Genomic DNA, 19,175 nt, shown 5'->3' with positions numbered 1-19,175 from the left:
GGCGGCCGTGCCGCCCTTTGCCGAAGCCGCCACCGCCCATGCCGCGGGCTGGACCTGGACGGTGTCGGTGCGCGAGCTCTGCGAGTTCACCGCCAAGCGCGGCGACCTGGACCGCCGCTTCACGCCCTCGGCGACGGCCCTAGAAGGGCTGATGGGCCAGGGCCTGGTGGCGCAGCGCCGCGGCGAAGACTACGAGACCGAGATCGCGCTCGAAGGCACGCAGGGCCCGCTGCGCGTGCGCGGCCGTGCCGACGGCTACGACCCGCGGCGGCGCTGCCTGGAAGAGATCAAGACCATCCGCGGCCACCCGGACGATATCCCCGAGAACCGCCGCCAGCTGCACTGGGCCCAGCTGCAGACCTATGGCGCGCTGTTCTGCCGCGCGCGCGGCCTGGCCGAGCTGGCCCTGGCCCTGGTGTACTTCGACGTCGCCAGCCAGGCCGAGGTGGAACTGCACCAGCTTTTCGGCGCGGCCGAGCTGGAAGAGGTGTTCGAACAGCGCTGTGGCGCCTTCCTGGCCTGGGCGCGGCAGGAGGCCGGCCACCGCGCGGCGCGCGACGCGGCGCTGCAGGCGCTGGCCTTTCCGCAGCCGGCCTTCCGCGCCGGCCAGCGCAGCCTGGCCGAGGCGGTCTACCGCACGGCCGCCAGCGGCCGCAGCCTGCTGGCCCAGGCACCCACCGGCATCGGCAAGACCGTGGGCACGCTGTTTCCGCTGCTGCGCGCGATGCCGGGCCAGGGCGTGGACAAGATCGCCTACCTCACCTGCAAGGGCACGGGGCGCATCACGGCGCTGGAGGCATTGGACGCATTGCGCAGCGGCACGGCCGGCCAAGCGCTGCGCGTGCTGGCCATGGTGGCCAAGGAACAGGCCTGCGAGCACCCCGACAAGGCCTGCCACGGCGACGCCTGCCCGCTGGCGCGGGGCTTCTACGACCGCCTGCCCGCCGCGCGTGCCGAGGCCGTGGCGCTGGGCTGGCTGGACGCCGCGGCCCAGCGCCGCATCGCGCTGCGCCACGGCCTGTGCCCCTACTACCTGGGCCAGGAACTGCTGCGCTGGGCCGATGTGCTGGTGGGCGATGTCCACCATCTGTTTGACGGCCAGGGCCTGCTCTGGGGCCTGATGCAGGCGCTGGACTGGAAGCTGGCAGTGCTGGTGGACGAGGCGCACAACCTGGTCGAGCGCGCACGGCGCATGTACAGCGCCGAGCTGGGCCTGGCCCGGATCCGCGCCGCCGCGCATGCCGCACCGGCCGCCCTGCGCGCCGCCCTCGACGCCCTGGTGCAGGCCACCGAAGAAGTGGCCGCCGACACCGCCGCGCCCTATGCGGTGCTGGACGACGCGCCCGAGGCCTGGGTGCAGGCGTTGCAGGCAGCGGCCGGCGCCCTGGCCGAGCACTTCCACCGCCAGCCGCTCGCCATGGGGCCGCTGCTGGATTTCCACTTCGAGCTCCAGCGCTGGCTGAAGCTGGTGGATGCGCTGGGCGAGCACACGCTGTTCGAGGTGCAGGCCTTGCTGGGCACGCAGGGCAGCAGCGAAGACGGCATCGAGGATGCGGGCGTGCCGGTTGCCGCCGCCAGCGACGCCGTGCTGTGCCTGCGCAATGTCGCGCCCGCCCCCTTTCTGCGCCCGCGCTTCAAGGCCTTGCACAGCATCACGCTGTTCTCGGCCACGTTGTCGCCGCCCGACTACAGCATCAATCTTCTGGGCCTGCCCGAGCACACGGCCTGGATCGATGTGCCGCCGGCCTTTGCGCCCGAGCACCTGGTGGTGCGCGTGGCCGCCGGCGTCTCGACGCGTTATGCCCACCGCGAGCGCTCGCTGGCGCGCCTGGTGGCCGTGATCGCGCAGCAGTACGACGCCCACCCGGGCAACTACCTCGCCTTCTTCAGCAGCTTCGACTACCTGGACAAGGCCGCCGCCCTGCTCCAGGCGCGGCGCCCCGACATCGCGCAGTGGCGGCAGCAACGCAGCATGAATGCCGCGGCGCGCAGCGACTTCCTGGCGCGCTTCGCGCCCCAGGGCCGCGGCATCGGCTTTGCGGTGCTGGGTGGGGTGTTCGCCGAGGGCGTGGACCTGCCGGGCTCGCTGCTCATCGGCGCCTTCATCGCCACCCTGGGCTTGCCGCCGGTGTCGGTGGCGCAGGACCACATCCAGGCGCGGCTGACCAGGCTCTTTGGCGATGACCACGGCTATGCCGATCTGGTACCGGCGCTGCAGCGCGTGGTGCAGGCGGCCGGCCGCGTGCTCAGGACGCCCGAGGACCGCGGCTGGCTCTGGCTGCTGGACGACCGCTACCGGCGCGGCGATGTCGTCGCACTGCTGCCGTCCTGGTGGGGCCTCGCCTGAGCAAGGCCGCCCCATGCCCTACGGCGTGGGCGCCCGCTCCACGGCCCTGGGCAAGGCGCCGTGCTGGTCGATGGCCGGCAGCGGCGCAAAGCCGGCCTCGTCCCACTCGGTGACATAGGGCGGCGCCGGCACCTGCACGGCCTGGCCGTTGACCACCATCTCGCGCGTCCGCAGCTGCGGATGCTGGATCAGGTCGTGTACCGAATTGATGGCGCCGTAGGCGGTCTGCGCTTCGGTCAGGCGGTCGACCGCCTGGGCATAGGTCAGGCCGGAAAATACCGCCTGGACGCGCGCCTCGAGTTCGTCGCGATGCGCCGTGCGATGGCTGTTGCCGTCGAAGCGCGGATCGGTGGCGAGATCGGGCTGCTGCAGCACCGTGGCGCAGAAGCTGACCCACTCGCGTTCGTTCTGGATCGAAAGCACGACTTCGCGCCCGTCGGAGCAGGTGAAGGCACCATAGGGCGCGATGCTGGGGTGCTTGAGGCCCACGCGGTCGGGCGCACCGGCACCGTAGCGGGCCTGCAGGTAGGGCACGGCCATCAGCTCGGCAGCCGAGTCGAACAGCGAGACCTTGATGCCGCTGCCACTGCCGGTGTGCGCGCGCTGCAGCAGGGCCTGCTGGATGCCGATGAGCGCATTCATGCCGGCCGTGATGTCGCAGATCGACACCCCTATGCGGCCCCAGGGGCCGGGCGCGCCGCTCACCGCCACCAGGCCGCTCTCGGCCTGCACCAGCAGGTCGTAGGCCTTCAGGTTCTGCAGCGGCCCGCTTTCGCCATAGCCCGAGATGTCGCAGGTGATCAGCCGCCGGTGCTGCGCACGCAGGCTGGCGGAGCCGAAGCCCAGCCGCTCGGCCGCGCCCGGCGCCAGGTTCTGGATGAAGACATCGGCGCCGGCGATCAGCTCGGCCAGCGTGGCCTTGGCCTGGTCCTGGCGCAGATCGAGGGCCACCGACTCCTTGCCGCGGTTGATCCAGACGAAGTAGGACGACTCGCCGTACACGGCCTTGTCGTAGCCGCGGGCGAAGTCGCCCTCGGGCCTTTCGATCTTGATCACCCGCGCACCGGCATCGGCCAGGCGGCTCGAACAATAGGGCGCGGCCACCGCCTGCTCGAGCGCGACGACGACGAGGCCTTGCAAGGGTTTGGTGGTCATGGGAGACGGAGCCTGGCGTGCGGGTGGCGGCGGCTCAGACCGTGCGCGCGCCGTCCACGGGGAACTCGACGCCGCTGATGAATTCGGCCGCGTCGCTGGCGAGGTAAAGCGCCGCGTTGGCCACGTCAGATGGCCTGCACAGGCGGCCCAGCGGGATGGTTGCCAGGAAGCGCACGCGGTTCTCCGGCGTGTCGGGCACGCCCATGAACTTTTCGAGCAGCGCCGTCTCGCCCATCACCGGGCAGATGGCGTTGACGCGGATGCCGTCGGGCCCGAGTTCCACGGCCATGGACTTGGACAGCAGGTTCACCGCGCCCTTGCTGCCGTTGTACCAGGTGAGGCCGGGCCGCGGCCGTATGCCGGCCGTCGAGCCGACGTTGAGGATGACGCCTTTCTTCTGCTTTCGCATCAGCGGCACCACCGCATGGGCCATGTGGAAGATGGACTTCACGTTCACCGCGAACATGCGGTCGAAGGTCGCTTCGTCGACGTTGAGCATGGGCTGGTTGTTGTGCGTCGTGCCGGCGTTGTTGACCACGATGTCGGGCACGCCGAAGCCGGCCACGCAGGCGGCGACCAGCGCGTCGATGTCGGGCCGGCTGGAGACATCGCAGCGGACGAACAGCGCGCGCTCGCCCAGTTCGGCCGCCAGGGCCTGGCCCTTGGCCCCATCGAGATCGGCGATGACGACGCGGGCGCCTTCGCGCACGTAGACGCGGGTGATGCCCTCGCCGAAGCCGGCGGCGCCGCCGGTGACGATGGCGATCTTGCCTTCGAGCTGGTTCATGGTGATTTCCTTGTGATGTGGCAGAGGGCTGGAAGGGCGCGAGCGCTTCAACCGTGGAAGTTGACGACGGTCTTGGTGGTGCTCATTTCCTCGAGCGCCATCAAGCCCTTCTCGCGGCCGTGGCCGCTGCGCTTGGTGCCGCCGAAGGGCAGCTCGACGCCGCCACCAGCGCCGTAGCAGTTGATGAAGACCTGGCCCGAGACGATGCGCTTGGCCAGGCGCTGCTGGCGCGCGCCGTCGCGCGTCCAGACCCCGGCCACAAGGCCGAACTCCGTGCCGTTGGCAATGGCGATGGCCTCGTCCTCGGTGTCGAAGACCTGGGCCGCGAGCACGGGGCCGAAGATCTCCTGGCAGGCCACCGGGTTGGTGATGTCCACCGGCCCGAAGACCGTGGGCGGCACGAAATAGCCCTGCGCCAGGTCAGCGGCCGGGCGCGCCTGGGCCAGCACCGGCACGCCGTCTTTCCGGGCGTTGGCTATGAAGGCCAGGATGCGCTGCTGCTGCACCTGGTTGATCACCGGCCCGAGATCGGCGTCGTCCTCGGGCCGGCCTATGCGCAGTTCACTGAAGCGCTGCGCCACCATCGCCATGAAGGGCTCGAAGATGGCGCGCTCGACGACCACGCGGCTGCCGGCCGAGCAGGTCTGGCCGGCGTTCTGCGTGATGGCCTTGCACACGGTCGTGGCCGCCGCTTGCAGGTCGGCATCGGCAAATACCACCTGGGGCGACTTGCCGCCCAGTTCCAGCACCACCGGCACATGGTGGAGGGCCGCAGCCTCCTGCACCAGGCGGCCAACCTCGGGCGAGCCGGTGAAGGAGACGAAGTTGATGCCAGCATGGCGGGACAGCGCCGCGCCGGCCTGCTCGCCCAGCCCGGTGACGATGTTCAGCGCGCCGGGCGGGAAGCCGGCCTCTACCGCCAGGCGAGCGAATTCCAGGCAGATGACGCAGGCCTCTTCGGCCGGCTTCAGCACGGCGGCATTGCCCATGGCCAGTGCCGGCGCGATGGTGCGGCCGAACATCTGCGCCGGGTAATTCCAGGGCGTGATGTGGGCGGTAACGCCCAGCGGCTCGCGCACCACGCTGACGTTGTAGCCGTTGAGATAGGGAATCACGTCGCCGTGTACCTTGTCGGCCGCGCCGCCATAGAACTCGAAGTAGCGGGCGACGGCGCGCATGTCGGCGCGCGCCTGCGAGATCGGCTTGCCGGTGTCGTGGGCCTCGATCCAGGCCAGGCGCTCGAGCTGCTCCAGCACCAGGGCCGAGAAGCGCAGCATCAGGCGCCCGCGCTCGGTGGCCGTCAGCCGGCCCCAGTCGCCGTCCAGCGCGGCGCGGGCCGCGGCCACGGCGCGGTCAATCTCCGTCGCGCCGCCGCTGGCCAGAAAGGCGAAGGGCGTGGCCGTGGCGGGCGCCACCACCGTCAGCGGCGCGGCGCTGCTGGACACCCATTCGTTGGCGATGAAATGGCGGTACAGCGGCAGCCCGTCGTGGCGGCCGCCCGCGGCGGGAAAGAGGGCGGGATCGTCGTTGCGCATGCGGGGTTCCTGGGTCGGAAGACGTGGATTCAATGGCTGGCCGCAAGGTCTGCGGCGGCGGGCGCTACCGACAACTCGCCGCGCTCCAGCGTCAGCGTGGTGCAGCGCACGCGGTCGAGCAGGGCGCGGTTGGATTCGGTGATCACCATGCACAGCTCGGGCCGCAATTCAACCATGCGGCTCAGCGCCTCGGCGTACTGCCGCGCCAGCGCCGGCGCCAGGCCCTGGAAGGGCTCGTCGACCATGACCAGGCGGGTGCCCACCATCAGCGCGCGGGCCAGCGCCGCCATCTTGCCCTGGCCGCCCGACAGGGCCGCGGCCGAGCGCGCCAGCATGTCGCCCATCTGCGGCACGATCTTCAGCACCTCGGCAACGCGCGTGGCGATCTCGGCGTCGGCCATGCCGATGGCCTCGCATGGCAGGCGCAGGTTTTCGAGCACGGTCATGGTGGGGAAGAGCACCCGCTCCTCCGGCGCATAGCCGACACCCAGCGCGGCGCGGGCATAGGGCGGCTGGCTGCGCAGATCCTGGCCGGCGAGCGCGATCTCGCCGCTGCGCAGCGCGGTAAAGCCCATCAGGGTGCGCAGCAGCGTGGTCTTGCCCGCGCCATTGCGGCCCAGCACCGCGTAGGTGGCGCCGGACTTCAGCGCCACCGTCAGGCTGCGCAGCACCGGAATGCCGGCGATGTCCACGGATACGTTGTTCAGCGTCAGCATGGTCCGTGCCTCAATGCCCCAGCACCACGGTGCGGACCTCGGGGTCGTTCATCACCACCTCGGGCGGGCCGTCAGCGGCGATGCGGCCCGATATCCAGGCCGCCACGCGCGTGGCGTACTGGTTGACGATGTCGACATCGTGCTCGACGAAGATGGCGGTCACGCTGCGCTCGGCGAGCGCCTTCATGATGGTGGCCATCAGCGGGTGCTTCTCGTCGGCGGCCACGCCGCTGGTGGGCTCGTCCATGATCAGCAGCTTGGGCCGCAGCACCAGGGCCATCGCGATGTCGAGCAGCTTGCGGTGGCCTTCGGGCAGGCTGTCGCAGCGATCGCCAGCGCGGGCGGCCATGCCGACGACTTCCAGCACATGGTCAACCTCGGCGCGGTCGACGCAGCGGGCCAGGGGCCGGAACAGGCTCATGCGCCCGATGCGCGCGGCAATCGCCAGTTCCACGCTCTCGCGCACCGTGTGCTCCAGAAACAGCTGCGGCAGCTGGAAGGAGCGACCGATGCCGCATTGCACGACCTGGCGCGGGTGCTTGCGCGTGATGTCCATGCCGTCGAAGCGGATCTCGCCGCTTGAAGGCTTGATGTAGCCGGTGACCATGTTGATGAAGGTGGTCTTGCCGGCCCCGTTGGCGCCGATGACGGCCAGGCGTTCGCCGGCCTGCAGGTCGAAGTCGATGGCGTCGGCAGCGACCACGCCGCCGAATTTCAGCGTCAGGCCGCGGGTCTGGAGCAGCGATGCCATGTCAGTTCCCTTGGCGTTGGAGGCGGCGGTTGTCGAGACGAACCAGCCAGGCCACCAGGCCGGCCGGCGCCAGGAAGATCAGCACCAGCAGCACCGTGCCTATCACCAGCTGCCAGGCCCCGGTCAGCACCGAGGCGGCAAAGAGCTTCAGGAACTCGAAGGCAATGGCGCCGAGGAAGGCGCCCACCGGCTGCAGCGTGCCGCCCAGCACGGCGATGAAGACGTATTCGCCCGAGCGCACCCAGTAGCCCATCTCGGGCGTCACCATGCCCTGGACGAGGGCGAACATGCCGCCCGAGAAGCCGCACAGCACGGCCGAGGCGATGTAGCCCTTGTAGAAGATCCAGCGCGCCGAGATGCCCAGGTATTCCAGCCGCACCTCGTTGGACTTGATGGCACCCAGCGCCTGGCCCGTGGGCGAGGCGTAGAAGCGGCGCACCAGCGCACACACCGCCACCACCAGCAGGGCGCACAGCACCAGCAGCCAGGTTTCATAGGCGGCGCGCTCCAGCACCTGGCCGAAGAAGGGCGGCCGCTCCAGCCGCAGGCCGTCGGTGCCGCCGGTGAAGTTGTAGAACTTGCCCAGCACGGCAAACAGCACCATCGACAGCGCCAGGTTCAGCATGCCGAAGAAGATGCCGCGGTAGCGCGCCATGAAGGGGCCGACGATGGCGCCGCCCAGCAGGCCGGCCACGGCGCCGGCGGCCAGCAGCAGCACGCCGTCGGCCTGCGGCCAGGTGCGCGAGATCGCCACCAGCGCATAGCCCGACAAACAGGTGAAGCCGGCGTGGCCGAAAGACACCTGGCCGGCGCGGATGAGCATGCCCACGCCCAGCGCGGCAAAGCCGTAGGACAGGCCGATGATGAGCGGCGTCTTGAGCCAGGGGAAGAGCAGGCCCAGGGCCAGCGCAAGGCCGGCGATGAGCCAGGGGGCGAGGCGAACCAGCATCAAACCCTCCGCGCCTCGGCCACCGCGAACAGGCCTTGCGGGCGCCACAGCAGCACCGCCAGCATGATCAGGTAGGGCACGAGCACATCCAGTTCCGGCAGCAGGTAGACCGCGAAGGCCTTGCCCATGCCGATGAGCAGGGCCGCCACCGCCGTGCCGGTGATCTGGCCCAGGCCGGCCACGGCCACCACCGCGAACGACAGCACCATCATGTCGCCGCCGATGCCGGGCACCAGCGAGGTCGTCGGCGAGGCCAGCGCCCCTCCCAGCGTGCCCATCACCGCACCCAGGCAGAAGGTGACGAGGCCGATGCGCCTGGCATTGATGCCCATGGCGCTGGCCACCTCGCGGTGGTGGGTGACGGCCATGATCTGGCGGCCGAAGCGCGTGTGGCCCAGCGACCAGCGCAGCCCCAGGAACACGGCCACGGCCGCCGTCGGCAGCAGCAGCAGCTGGTAGGCGGTGTAAGTGACCATGCCGACCTTGATGGTCCCCATCGCGTCGACCGCATGCGTCACCGAGACCGGGCTGGCGCCCCAGATCAGGCGCTGCAGGTCTTCCATGATCATGAAGACGGCGAAGGTGGCCAGCAGCTGCATCACCGGGTCGATGATGAGGATGCGGCGCACCAGGCCGATCTCGATGATCACGCCCAGCAGCACGCCCATGGCCAGCGCACCCAGCAGCAGCGCCAGCAGCGACAGCGGCACCGACTGGCCATTGGCCATCACCTCGCCGACCTTGGCCGCCGCATAGCCGCCAAAGGCGTAGAAGCTGCCGTGGGCGACGTTGAGGATGCGCATGACGCCGAAGATCAGCGTCAGGCCCAGGGCCACCAGGAAGAGCAGGGCCGCCTGGGTCATGCCGTCCAGCAGCGCGAGCACGAGCAGGGAGGCGTTCATCGTTGCCGCTTCATGGGGCCGTGGGCCTAGCCGATCAGAAGGCCTTGATGCGCGAGTCCTTCTGCAGATCGGCCTTGAGCGTCTTCACCCACTCCGGCGACTTCGTGCCCACGGGGTTCTGCACCATCTCGCCCGGGTAGATGGTGAGACCCTGGATCACCGGGAAGGGATAGGCGGCGGTCATCCTGGTCACGCCCAGCATCTGGTCTTCCAGGCCCTGGCCGTCCTCGCGCATCTGCACCGGGCGCGTGAGGCCGCGGAACTTGAGGCTGCGCATGGCGTCGGCCACCTGCTCGGTGCTGGGCCAGTTGCCGCCGTTGCCCTTGATGGCCGCGCCGTAGGCATCGGCCACGGCCTGGATGGCGGCCGCCGCGTGGTAGGCCGAGTAGATGGGGTACTGGCCGGTCTTGGCGCGGTACTTCTCGACGAAGGCCTTGTGCCTGGCCTCGTCCTTGAGCTCCGGGTGCAGGAAGTAGTGGTCGCCGCGCATGCCGACGATCACGCCGTCGGGCAGCGCCTTGCCCACGCGCTCCAGCGAACTTTCGGCCAGCGGCAGCACCCAGGTGGAGCTGCGGATCAGGCCGCGCTGGGCCGATTGGCGGATCAGCGTGTCCAGCTCACCGCCCCAGGAGGTGCTGAGGATGACATCGGGTGACAGCGCCTGCAGCCGGCTGATCTCGGAGCTGAAGTCGGTGGAGCCGAACTTGGGAAACAGCTCGGCGACGACCTGCACGTCGGGCTTCATCGCACGCAGCGTGTTGATGAAGATCTCCCACGAATCACGGCCCCAGGCGTAGTCCTGGTTGACGACGGCGATGGTCTTGAAGTTGGGCTTGGTGCGCAGCAGGTGCAGCACGGTGGCCACCATCTCCGAGGTCGCATTGGCCTGGGTGCGCACCACATACTTGAAGCGGCGGTTCTCCAGCACCTTCTCGGTGCCGCAGTCCCACATCACATTGAGCACCTTCAGGTCCTCGGCCACCGGCGCCAGCGCATTGCAGTTGCCGCTGGAGATGGAAGCCAGCGTGACCTTGACGCCTTCTTCCTGCACGACGCGGCGGTACTCCGACAACAGCTTGTCGCCGCCTATGCCCTCGTCGATGATCACCGGCTTGAGCTTGACGCCGGCCACGCCACCGGCGGCGTTGATGTCGTCGATCACGATCTCGGCCGCGGCCTTGCCCGGAATGCCGAACACCGCGGCGGGCCCCGAGAGAAAGGTCGTCATGCCGATCTTCAACTCGGCGGGCTTGGCCTGGCCATGGGCCAGCACGGCGGCGGCCATCAGGCTGAGGCCCAGGGCGCCGGCACGGATCAGCTTCTTCATTCGGTGTCTCCTTGGATTGGACGGAGCCGGCGGCCACGCAGGGCCGTCTCAGCGTGGGCCGCATTCTTGGGAGAGCCGCAAGCGCGGTCCATCGGAATCTGGGCAAGCCGGGCTTGTCCAAATTCGAGCCCGGGTTTGCCCGGGGTCGCGCGTGTCGATGGCGCCTTGGGCGCGGGGAGGGGCCGATCAGCCCGCAGCCGACACCCTGGAGCCCAGGTGCTGCAGCAGCGCCTCGACCGAGCTGTTGGCGGCGCGGTCGCGGCGCACGCACAGCAGCATCTTGCGCTCGGCCCATTCCTCGGGCAGGGGTCGCACCACCAGCCCCATGCCGCGGCCCAGGGCCACGGCGGCCTGATGCGGCAGCAGGCCTATGCCCAGGCCCGACTGCACCATGCGGCACACCGCCTCGAAGCTGCGCACCTGGATGCGCAGCTGCAGCGTGCGCTCGGCGATCACGGCCTGCTCGGCCAGCAGGCGCATCATCGACGAGCCGCTTTCCAGCGCCACCACGTCGTGGTCGAGCACGTCGACGAAGCGCAGCGCCTCGTTGCGCGCCAGCGCGTGCTCGGCCGGCATCACGGCGGCGATGCGATCGCTGCGGTAGGGGTGGATCTCCAGGCCCTCGGTGGCCAGGCCTTCGACGACGATGCCGATGTCGGCCTCGGACGACAGCACCTCTTTCACGATCTCGGCGCTCCAGCGCTCCTGCACCACCAGGCGCACCTCGGGGTGGGTGCGCGAATAGGCCGCGAGGTCGTCGGGCAGGAACTCGGTCATCGCCGAGGTGTTGGCCAGGATGCGCAGCGCCCCGCGCTTGCCGGTGGCGTGGTCGTTCATCTCGGCCTGCATCTGGTTCATGCGCATCAGCAGCGCCTTGGCATGAACCAGCAGCGAGGCGCCTGCCGGCGTCAGCTCGACGCCGCGCGGCGAGCGCTCGAGCAGCGTGGTCTTGAAGCGGTGTTCCAGCAGCGCCATGCGCCGGCTGGCCGCGGCCAGGCCGATGTGCGAGGCCTCGGCCGCCTTGGTGAGGCTGCGCAGCTCCGCCGCACGGACGAACAAGGCCAGGGAGTCATTGTCTGGAAGCATGGGCGGCGCGGGTTGGAAGCAAGGCCGCACCGGGCCAGGCGCGGCTTCGAATTGTACGAAGCCCCCTTCTGCCAGATTGAGCTTCCGCAGGCCGACCGCGTCGCGCATGCTGGGCGACCACGCGGTGCCGTGGGGCGGTTCGCCCCTGCCCCCTCCCCGCCCCAACCGCCCCACCCGAACAAGGCCTTCCCGCATGAACCCAGCCAACCCCGGCGCCCGGCTCGCGCAGTTCGCGGCCGAACTCAAGTTCGAAGACATCCCCGTCGCCGTGCGGCGGCGCACCGAAGATCTGCTGCTCGACTGGCTGGGCAGCACGCTGGCCGGCAAGGGCGCGCGCCCGGTCGAAGCGCTGTGCCGCGTGCTCGAAGCCATGGGGCCGGACGACGGCCCTTGCGACATCCTGATCCACCGCCGCGGCAGCTCGCCGATGATCGCCGCGGCCTGCAACGCCGCGGCCTCGCACGTTGCCGAGCAGGACGATGTGCACAACGGCTCGGTCTTCCACCCAGCCGCGGTGGTCTTTCCGGCGGCGCTGGCCATGGCCCAGGCCAAGGGCCGTTCGGGGCGCGACTTGCTGGTCGCCGCCGTCGCCGGCTACGAGGTCGGCATCCGCGTGGGCGAATTCCTGGGCCGCTCGCACTACCGCATCTTCCACACCACCGGCACGGCAGGCACGCTGGCCGCCGCGGCGGCCGTGGGGCGGCTGCTGGGCTTGACGAGCGCGCAGATGCTGCATGCCCTGGGCTCGGCCGGCACCCAGGCCGCGGGGCTGTGGGAGTTCTTGCGCGACGCGGCCGATTCCAAGCAGCTGCACACGGCCCACGCCGCGGCCTCGGGCCTGCTCTCGGCCTGCCTGGCCGCCGAAGGCTTCACCGGCGCCGGCCGCGTGCTCGACGGGCCCCAGGGCATGGCCGCCGGCATGTCCAGCGATGCCGATGCGGCCCGGCTCGTAGACGGCCTGGGCACGCGCTGGGCGCTGGCCGAGACCTCATTCAAGTTCCACGCCTCCTGCCGCCACACCCATCCGGCGGCCGACGCGCTGCAGCGGCTGATGCGCGAACAGGCCTTAAGCGCCGCCGACATCGCCGCCGTGACGGCCCGCGTGCATCAGGGCGCGCTTGACGTGCTGGGCCCCGTGGTGAGCCCCAGCACCGTCCACCAGTCGAAGTTCTCGATGGGCACGGTGCTGGCGATGATCGCGCTGCACGGGCGCGCCAGCCTGGCGGAGTTCGACCAGCACTTCAGCGACGCCGAGGTCACGGCCTTCCGCGCCAAGGTGAGCATGGAGCTGGACCCCGAGGTCGACGGCGCCTATCCGCGCCAATGGTTGGGCCGCGTCGTCGTGTACACGCACGATGGGCGCCAGTTCGAAGGCCGCGTCGACGAGCCCAAGGGCGACCCCGGCAACACCCTGAGCCGCACCGAGCTGGAAGACAAGGCCCTGAGCCTGGCCGCCTATGCCGCGGGCGCCAGCGGCGAAGAGATGCGCCGGCTCATCGACTTCGCCTGGCAGCTGGAGGGGGTGGACACGGTCGGGCGGCTGCTGCGCTGAGGAGCCGCACCCTTCCAGATTCCCGCGCGCCTCAGCCTTCGCGGGCCGGCTCCGCAGCGACCATCCGATACCAGGCCACGCCCTCGCCGTCCAGTGTGCGCGTTGTCTCGCCCAAGTGCATCAGGTGGTTGAGGCAGGCCTGGGCCTCGCCGGTGGCCATGCCGAGCAGGCCGGAGTCGCCGTCACCTATGGGGCGGGCGAACAGCGCGCCGAAGACATCGACAACGCGCCGCGGCTCGGCGAGCGTGCGGCGCAGGCGGCGCAGCGCCGCATGCTGGCCGCGCTCCAGCGCCGCGATGCGCGCGTGCAGGCCGCGGAAGCATTCGTTGTGCGCCGGCAGCACCAGCACGTCGTCGGGCACTTCGCGCCTGATCCGGGCCAGCGATGCGAGCCATTCCGCCATCGGGTCGGCATCGGGCTCGGTGGGATGGACCGAGACGTTGGACGAGATGCGCGGCAGGATCTGGTCGCCCGAGATCAGCACCTTCAGCGCCGGGCAGTAAAGGCAGGCGTGCTCGGGCGAATGGCCGCTGCCCACGATGACGCGCCAGCTGTGGGCGCCGATGCGCAGTTCTTCGCCATCGCGCAGGCGCCGAAAGCTGTCGGGCAGGGCATGGATGTGCTTGCCGAAATTGCCGAAGCGTGCGCGGTAGCCCTCGATGGCGGCCCCACTCCAGCCCGCACGGCGGCAGAAGGCGATGGCGTCGTCGGGCGCCTCGCGACCGCAGTCGGACACCATGGCGCGGCAACTCAGGTATTCCAGCCGCGTCATCCACAGGCGCACGCCGAACTTGCGCGTCAGCCAGCCGGCCAGGCCGATGTGGTCGGGGTGCATGTGGGTGACGAACACGCGCGTCATCGGCCGCGGGTCGGGCGCGCGGGCGAACAGCTCGCGCCAGGCCGCCACCGTGTCGTCGGTGCGCGCGCCGGTGTCGACCACGGCCCAGCCCTCGCCATCGTCCAGCGCCCACAGGTTGATGTGGTCCAGCGCGTAGGGCAGAGGCATGCGTATCCAGTACACGCCGGGCGCAACCTCCATGGCATGGCCGCGCGCCGGCGGGCCTTCGAAGGGGTAGACGAGGCCTGGCCTGGGCGCGGCGTCGGGCTGGCCGTCCATCGTGAGGGTGGGGGTCGCGGGTGGCGGTGCTTGCATGGAGGCCAGAAGAGTGCGGATCGAGGCTGTGGGCCTATCCTAGCCGGGCCGCCCAGCCGGCGATCACGACGCTCAAGGCGCGCCCCGCGCCGCGGACAATGCGCGCTGCCACCCATCGCTGCCATGAACAAGCCCATCGACCGCCACACCCACCTCGAGGATCTGCAGGCGCTGCTGTCGGGCACGCTGTGCATCGCGCTGGGCGTGACCATGCTCAACCACGCCGGCCTGCTCACCGGCGGCACGGCCGGCCTGGCCTTCTTGCTGCACTACGCCAGCGGCGTGAGCTTCGGCAAGCTCTTCTTCCTCATCAACCTGCCCTTCTACTGGCTGGCCTGGCGGCGCATGGGGCGGCGCTTCACGGTCAAGACCTTCGTCGCCGTGGCCGTGCTCTCGGGCATCACCGAGGTGCTGCCGCTGCTGCTGCGCTTCGAGATGCTGCAGCCGCTGTACGCCGCCGCCATGGGCGGGCTGCTGATAGGCACGGGCTTCCTGATGCTGTTCCGCCACCAGGCCAGCCTCGGCGGCGTGGGCATCGTGGCCCTGGTGCTGCAGCGCGAGCGCGGCTGGAGCGCCGGCAAGACGCAGCTGGCGGTCGACCTGGCGATTCTTCTCGCGGCGCTGTGGGTGGTCGAGCCCGGGCGCATCGCCATCTCCATCATCGGCGCGCTGGCGTTGAACCTCACGCTGGCGGTGAACCACAAGCCGGGCCGCTACGTGGCGATGTGAGGCCACGCCGGGCCGGTGCGGCGCGACGGCTGGCGCCGCGCCGCAGGGGGATCAGGAACCGACGCGCCCGCCGTTGTCCTTGACCACCATCACCGTGGCCGCCCGCGGCCGGGCGGTGGCACCGCCGGCGCCGTAGCCGGCATTGCCGGGCCAGTGGCTGCGGAACTTGCTGGGGTCGGCCACGCTGGCGAAGTTGCTGTCTTCCTCGCCCGGGTGCTGGACGTTGACGAACAGCACCTTGCCGTCGGGCGACTCGCACAGGCCGGTGATCTCCTGGAAGGCCGGGCCCACCAGGAAGCGCTTGAGCGTGGCCGCGGTCGGCTTCTTGCCCATGCGCGTGGTGACAGTGCCGTTGGCACCGTAGTCCAGCGTCAGCGCGCCGCCGTCGCCCACCGTGCCGGGCACGGCCGCCAGCATCATGCAGTTGCTGACGTCGGTGTAGGCGCCGTCGTCGGTCTGCACCCAGCACAGGCCGGTGCTGGGCGTGAAGACCAGGCCGTCGGGGCTGGAGAAGTCCTGGTCGGCGCTCAGGCCCGACAGGTTGATGATGCCGCTGGGCGCGCCGGTCTCGGCGCCGAAGAGGAAGATGTCCCAGCTGAAGGCGGTGGCACCGGGCTCGCCGGCGGCTTCCTTGACGCGGATGATGTGGCCGTTGGGGTTGCCCGACTGTGCCGTGGCGGCGCCGCGGATGTCGGTGTAGACGCGCGGGTTGGCGGCATCGGGGTTGAGCTGCGAGCCGGTCACCGTGCCGAGGCGGCGGTTGCTGTTGTTGGTGAGCGTGAAGTAGACCTCGCCCGTGTTGGGGTGGACGCCGCACCACTCGGGGCGGTCCATCTTGGTCGCGCCCACCGCGTCACCGGCGATGCGGGGATGCATGGCCACGTCGCCGGCGTCGGCGAAGGCGTAGTTGGCGTAGCCCGCCACCGTGGGGTTGGTGAGGCTCAACTCGATCCACTGGCCCGTGCCGTCGGCGTTGAACTTGGCCACGTAGAGCTTGCCCGCGTCGAGATACTTGTCGCCGGTGGCCACGCGGTCGGCGGCGCTGGCATCGGCCGCCACCCAGGTCTGGGTGGAGACGAACTTGTAGATGTACTCGTTGCGCGCGTCGTCGCCCATGTACACGGCCAGCGGCTTGCCGACCACGGGCTTGGAGAAGGCGGCGCTCTCATGCGCCATGCGGCCCAGCGCGGTGCGCTTCTTCACCACCGAGCTGGCGTTGTAGGGGTCGATCTCGGTCACGTAGCCCTGGGTGTTGACCTCGTGGCGGTAGTCGTCGCTGCCGTCGATGGAAACGCCCGTGACGCTGGTGTTCCAGCGCGCGTACTTGTCGGCCGCGCCGGCGGTCTCCCAGCCGTAGCGGCTGGCCGCGGCGGCCGTGGCGGTGGCATTGCTGCCGTAGCGCACGAGGGCGGTGTTGCCCTTGGCCCCGCGCAGCGCCGGGTCGCCGGCGGCGCGGAAGTAGTAGCCGACCCAGTTCTCCTCGCCGGTCAGCAGCGTGCCCCAGGGCGTCTTGCCGGTGCCGCAGTTGTTGACGGTGCCGCGGGTCCGGGTGCCGGTGGTCGAGAACTTGGTGACGGCCAGCGCGTGGCCGCGCACCGGGCCCGAAAGCTCGATCTCGGTGGCGGCGGTGATGCGGCGGTTGAAGGCCGAGCTCTGCACCACGCCGAACTTGCCGGCGGTCTTGGCGATCTCGACGATGGACACGCCGTGGCAATCGACCTCGATGTCGGCTTCAGCAGCCGGACGCGGATTGGCCGTGGTGCCGTTGGCGTGCAGGAAGGGCAGGTTGACGTATTCGTGATTGATGCCCAGCAGCGCACGGTCGTTGTTGGTGGGGTCTGGCGTGCCGGCGGCCGAGAGGCCGAAGTACTCCATGCCGTCGTGGTTGTCGCCCGAGCGGCGGTCATAGCCGGTATCGGTGCCGTCGTTCTTGTAGGCAGCCACGCCGGCGGCCAGCGGATCGCCGACGGCCAGCAGCACCGAGGCGGTGTAGCCGGTCGGCACGGTGAACTTGTCCTCGAGCGACTTGGCCACGGCGTTGAAGCCGAGCAAGGCCTCGGCAGGGGCGGTTGCCGCCGGCGTGTCGTCATCGCCACCGCAGGCCGCCAGGCTCAGGCCGCCCAGCAGGGCGGTGGCGGCCGTACCGACGCTGCCGCGCAGCAGATTGCGTCGGCTCAGGCGCGCGTTCAGCACCGATTCGAAGCTGGGATTGGACGAGGTGTTGGAATCCTCGTCGTTGAAATCGCGTTGCGGCAGGTCCACGGGTTTGTTCATGCGTCGGGGCTCGTCGAATTGGATGGATGGGACTTCGCACTGTCGCGCGCCAAGATGACGCGCCTGTGAAGCTGGCCCGCGGCTCAGTTGCCGACAAAGCGCCTGCGGTAGGAGCCCGGCAGGTCGGCCAGGCGCAGCATCATCGGCAGGTCGGCGGTGCCGAAGGCCGGATCCCAGGCCGGCGGGCCCAGCAGCTTGCCGCCGCACTTGAGATAGCCCTTGATGAGGGCCGGCGGCTCGGCCGCGCGGCCGGTGGCGAGTTCGTCCACCGGCAACGGCAGGCGCGGGCGCACCTGGTCGTCGGGCGGGGCCAGGTGGAACTGGCGCAGCGTGTGCCAGAGGTCGGCCGCCTGCCGGCCGCCATCGCGCACCGAGACGCTGGCGCAGCCGGTGATGTACTCGATGCCGTTGCGGTGCATGAAGCTGCCCAGCGAAGACCACAGCATCATGATCACCCCGCCCTGGCGCCAGGCCGGCGCGGTACACGAGCGGCCCAGCTCGGCCAGGCGCGGGCGCAGGCGGGCCAGGCGCACGAGGTCGAACTCGGTGTCGCTGTACAGGCCGCCCAGGCGCTTGGCCGCGGCGGGCGTCAGCACGCGGTAGGTGCCCACCACCTCGGCGGGGCTGTCGTCGGTTTCCACCGTGCGCACGATGAGATGCTCGCAATGGGCGTCGAAGAGATCGGCGTCCACGCCCTCGGGCGTGCCCGGCGGCGGGCTCAGGCGCGCGCCCATCTCCTGGGTGAAGACGCGCCAGCGCAGGCGCTGCGCGGCCTCCACCTCGTCGGCATGGCGGGCCCAGACGGCCTCCAGCGGCGGCGTCTTGGCGGACGGGGCGGTTGACCGGGGCGGCGGCGCCAGCGGCAGGCCCGTGGCAGGCAGCTCGATGCGGTGCGGCGCGGGCGGGATGGACAGTTGCGTGTTCATGGCCGCCATCGTCGGCGCCGCGCGTGACGCGGCAGCGAAGCCGCAATGACAGCACGGTGACGCAGGCCCGGCGCCACGCGGCCGGGGGCGGTTCAGGCAGCGATCAGGCGGGCTGCGTGCTCAACACCTGCACCGCGTGCGACGCGGCATGGCCGGCGCGGTGCGACCAGTCGACGATTTCCAGCCGGCCATCGCCGTGCTCGACCAGGGCCGTGAGGCTCTCGACCCAGTCGCCGTCGTTGCAGTACAGCACGCCGGCTATGGTGCGCATCTCGGCGTGGTGGATGTGGCCGCAGACCACGCCGTCGGCGCCACGCTCGCGCGCCTCGCGCGCCACCGCGTCCTCGAAGTCGTTGACATAGCTGACGGCGCGCTTGACCTTGAGCTTGAGATAGCGCGAGAGGCTGAAATACGGCAGCTTCATGCGCGCCCGCCAGGAGTTGACGTGGCGGTTGACGCGTATCGTGAGCTCGTAGGCCCAGTCGCCCACGATGGCCAGCCAGCGCGCGCACTGGATCACGCTGTCGAACAGATCGCCGTGCGTCACCCACAGCCGGCGGCCATCGGCCGTGACGTGCATGAAGTCGTTGACGACATCGACACCGCCGAAGTTGTGGCCCAAGTACTTGCGCGCGAACTCGTCGTGGTTGCCCGGCACGAAGATCACGCGCGTGCCCTTGCGCGCCTTGCGCAGCAGCTTCTGCACCACGTCGTTGTGGGCCTGCGGCCAGTACCACTGGCGGCGCAGCTGCCAGCCGTCGATGATGTCGCCCACCAGGAACAGCGTCTCGCATTCCACGTTGCGCAGGAAGTCCAGCAGCGCATCGGCCTGGCAGCCCGGTGTGCCCAGGTGGAGATCGGAGATCCACACCGTGCGCACCCTGAGCCGGCCCTCGGGCTCGTCCACAGGCGCGGCCTCGGAGGGCACTTGAAGGTCGTCACGGCGCATGCCGCGCATGGTGGCGCTGGCGCGCGACGCCCGCGTG

At 70.4% G+C, this 19,175-nt stretch carries 16 protein-coding genes; 3 read left to right on the top strand and 13 right to left on the bottom strand.

The features are described from left to right. Positions 1-7 precede the first annotated feature (7 nt). Positions 8-2,347: an ATP-dependent DNA helicase gene (locus JMV16_RS06910; protein WP_201493455.1), complete on the top strand. Its 2,340-nt coding sequence runs from the start codon at positions 8-10 to the stop codon at positions 2,345-2,347. Positions 2,348-2,365: 18 nt separating this feature from the next. Here JMV16_RS06910 and JMV16_RS06905 read toward each other — a convergent pair whose 3' ends face one another. From JMV16_RS06905 to JMV16_RS06865, 9 genes are all read right to left on the bottom strand, one after another. After that, entirely contained in the window at positions 2,366-3,502 is a 1,137-nt protein-coding gene (locus JMV16_RS06905) for a CaiB/BaiF CoA transferase family protein (RefSeq protein ID WP_201493454.1), read from the bottom strand. Positions 3,503-3,536: 34 nt separating this feature from the next. Beyond that, on the bottom strand, positions 3,537-4,289 hold the full coding sequence (locus tag JMV16_RS06900; RefSeq protein ID WP_201493453.1) for a glucose 1-dehydrogenase: 753 nt from the start codon (positions 4,287-4,289) through the stop codon (positions 3,537-3,539). 47 nt (positions 4,290-4,336) lie between these two features. Then, a complete protein-coding gene (locus JMV16_RS06895) occupies positions 4,337-5,824 on the bottom strand; it encodes an aldehyde dehydrogenase family protein (protein WP_411565014.1) in 1,488 nt (495 codons plus the stop codon). Between the two features lie 29 nt (positions 5,825-5,853). Next, positions 5,854-6,540 carry an ATP-binding cassette domain-containing protein gene (locus JMV16_RS06890; protein WP_201493452.1) on the bottom strand — a complete coding sequence of 229 codons (687 nt, stop codon included), beginning with the start codon at positions 6,538-6,540 and terminating at the stop codon, positions 5,854-5,856. 10 nt (positions 6,541-6,550) lie between these two features. Then, positions 6,551-7,291, bottom strand: a complete 741-nt coding sequence (locus tag JMV16_RS06885; RefSeq protein ID WP_201493451.1) for an ABC transporter ATP-binding protein — start codon at positions 7,289-7,291, stop codon at positions 6,551-6,553. A 1-nt stretch (position 7,292) separates the two neighbouring features. Then, positions 7,293-8,240, bottom strand: coding sequence for a branched-chain amino acid ABC transporter permease (locus JMV16_RS06880; RefSeq protein ID WP_201493450.1), 948 nt, complete (start codon positions 8,238-8,240; stop codon positions 7,293-7,295). Continuing rightward, the gene (locus JMV16_RS06875) at positions 8,240-9,142 is read right to left on the bottom strand and encodes a branched-chain amino acid ABC transporter permease (RefSeq protein ID WP_201493449.1); all 903 of its coding nucleotides are present in this window, start codon (positions 9,140-9,142) and stop codon (positions 8,240-8,242) included. Before JMV16_RS06875 ends, JMV16_RS06880 begins: the two co-directional genes overlap by 1 nt. A 34-nt stretch (positions 9,143-9,176) precedes the next feature. Further along, positions 9,177-10,469, bottom strand: a complete 1,293-nt coding sequence (locus tag JMV16_RS06870; RefSeq protein ID WP_201493447.1) for an ABC transporter substrate-binding protein — start codon at positions 10,467-10,469, stop codon at positions 9,177-9,179. A gap of 186 nt (positions 10,470-10,655) precedes the next feature. Next, entirely contained in the window at positions 10,656-11,555 is a 900-nt protein-coding gene (locus JMV16_RS06865; RefSeq protein ID WP_201493445.1) for a LysR family transcriptional regulator, read from the bottom strand. Between the two features lie 193 nt (positions 11,556-11,748). On the opposite strand from JMV16_RS06865, the gene JMV16_RS06860 reads away from it, so the two are divergent. Further along, positions 11,749-13,107 carry an MmgE/PrpD family protein gene (locus JMV16_RS06860; RefSeq protein WP_201493443.1) on the top strand — a complete coding sequence of 453 codons (1,359 nt, stop codon included), beginning with the start codon at positions 11,749-11,751 and terminating at the stop codon, positions 13,105-13,107. A 31-nt stretch (positions 13,108-13,138) separates the two neighbouring features. On the opposite strand, the gene JMV16_RS06855 is transcribed toward JMV16_RS06860, so the two are convergent. After that, complete coding sequence (locus JMV16_RS06855; protein WP_236580397.1) at positions 13,139-14,260, bottom strand: MBL fold metallo-hydrolase; 1,122 nt, start codon at positions 14,258-14,260, stop codon at positions 13,139-13,141. Positions 14,261-14,383: 123 nt separating this feature from the next. Between JMV16_RS06855 and JMV16_RS06850 the strand changes: the two genes are divergently transcribed. Then, complete coding sequence (locus tag JMV16_RS06850; protein ID WP_201493441.1) at positions 14,384-14,989, top strand: YitT family protein; 606 nt, start codon at positions 14,384-14,386, stop codon at positions 14,987-14,989. Between the two features lie 51 nt (positions 14,990-15,040). Here the strand turns inward: JMV16_RS06850 and JMV16_RS06845 are convergent, their stop codons facing one another. The 3 genes from JMV16_RS06845 to JMV16_RS06835 form a co-directional block, all read right to left on the bottom strand. Then, positions 15,041-17,263 (bottom strand): PhoX family protein, encoded by a 2,223-nt coding sequence (locus JMV16_RS06845; RefSeq protein WP_201493440.1) that lies wholly within the window; start codon positions 17,261-17,263, stop codon positions 15,041-15,043. 83 nt (positions 17,264-17,346) lie between these two features. Then, positions 17,347-18,189, bottom strand: coding sequence for a GNAT family N-acetyltransferase (locus JMV16_RS06840; protein ID WP_201493439.1), 843 nt, complete (start codon positions 18,187-18,189; stop codon positions 17,347-17,349). A 103-nt stretch (positions 18,190-18,292) separates the two neighbouring features. Continuing rightward, positions 18,293-19,138, bottom strand: coding sequence for a UDP-2,3-diacylglucosamine diphosphatase (locus JMV16_RS06835; protein ID WP_201493487.1), 846 nt, complete (start codon positions 19,136-19,138; stop codon positions 18,293-18,295). Positions 19,139-19,175 lie beyond the last annotated feature (37 nt).

It is taken from the genome of Rubrivivax sp. A210, from assembly GCF_904426505.1.
Classification (GTDB): domain Bacteria; phylum Pseudomonadota; class Gammaproteobacteria; order Burkholderiales; family Burkholderiaceae_C; genus Rubrivivax.
The sequence above is the reverse complement of the archived record's forward strand: the minus strand, read 5'-3'. Positions and strand labels throughout refer to the sequence as shown.

What these genes read in the sequence shown, in the direction of transcription:
- JMV16_RS06905 (WP_201493454.1), bottom strand. Translation starts at nt 3,502, where the DNA reads ATGACCACCAAACCCTTGCAAGGCCTCGTCGTCGTCGCGCTCGAGCAG.
- JMV16_RS06900 (WP_201493453.1), bottom strand. Translation starts at nt 4,289, where the DNA reads ATGAACCAGCTCGAAGGCAAGATCGCCATCGTCACCGGCGGCGCCGCC.
- JMV16_RS06895 (WP_411565014.1), bottom strand. Translation starts at nt 5,824, where the DNA reads ATGCGCAACGACGATCCCGCCCTCTTTCCCGCCGCGGGCGGCCGCCAC.
- JMV16_RS06890 (WP_201493452.1), bottom strand. Translation starts at nt 6,540, where the DNA reads ATGCTGACGCTGAACAACGTATCCGTGGACATCGCCGGCATTCCGGTG.
- JMV16_RS06885 (WP_201493451.1), bottom strand. Translation starts at nt 7,291, where the DNA reads ATGGCATCGCTGCTCCAGACCCGCGGCCTGACGCTGAAATTCGGCGGC.
- JMV16_RS06880 (WP_201493450.1), bottom strand. Translation starts at nt 8,240, where the DNA reads ATGCTGGTTCGCCTCGCCCCCTGGCTCATCGCCGGCCTTGCGCTGGCC.
- JMV16_RS06875 (WP_201493449.1), bottom strand. Translation starts at nt 9,142, where the DNA reads ATGAACGCCTCCCTGCTCGTGCTCGCGCTGCTGGACGGCATGACCCAG.
- JMV16_RS06870 (WP_201493447.1), bottom strand. Translation starts at nt 10,469, where the DNA reads ATGAAGAAGCTGATCCGTGCCGGCGCCCTGGGCCTCAGCCTGATGGCC.
- JMV16_RS06865 (WP_201493445.1), bottom strand. Translation starts at nt 11,555, where the DNA reads ATGCTTCCAGACAATGACTCCCTGGCCTTGTTCGTCCGTGCGGCGGAG.
- JMV16_RS06860 (WP_201493443.1), top strand. Translation starts at nt 11,749, where the DNA reads ATGAACCCAGCCAACCCCGGCGCCCGGCTCGCGCAGTTCGCGGCCGAA.
- JMV16_RS06855 (WP_236580397.1), bottom strand. Translation starts at nt 14,260, where the DNA reads ATGCAAGCACCGCCACCCGCGACCCCCACCCTCACGATGGACGGCCAG.
- JMV16_RS06850 (WP_201493441.1), top strand. Translation starts at nt 14,384, where the DNA reads ATGAACAAGCCCATCGACCGCCACACCCACCTCGAGGATCTGCAGGCG.
- JMV16_RS06845 (WP_201493440.1), bottom strand. Translation starts at nt 17,263, where the DNA reads ATGAACAAACCCGTGGACCTGCCGCAACGCGATTTCAACGACGAGGAT.
- JMV16_RS06840 (WP_201493439.1), bottom strand. Translation starts at nt 18,189, where the DNA reads ATGAACACGCAACTGTCCATCCCGCCCGCGCCGCACCGCATCGAGCTG.
- JMV16_RS06835 (WP_201493487.1), bottom strand. Translation starts at nt 19,138, where the DNA reads ATGCGCCGTGACGACCTTCAAGTGCCCTCCGAGGCCGCGCCTGTGGAC.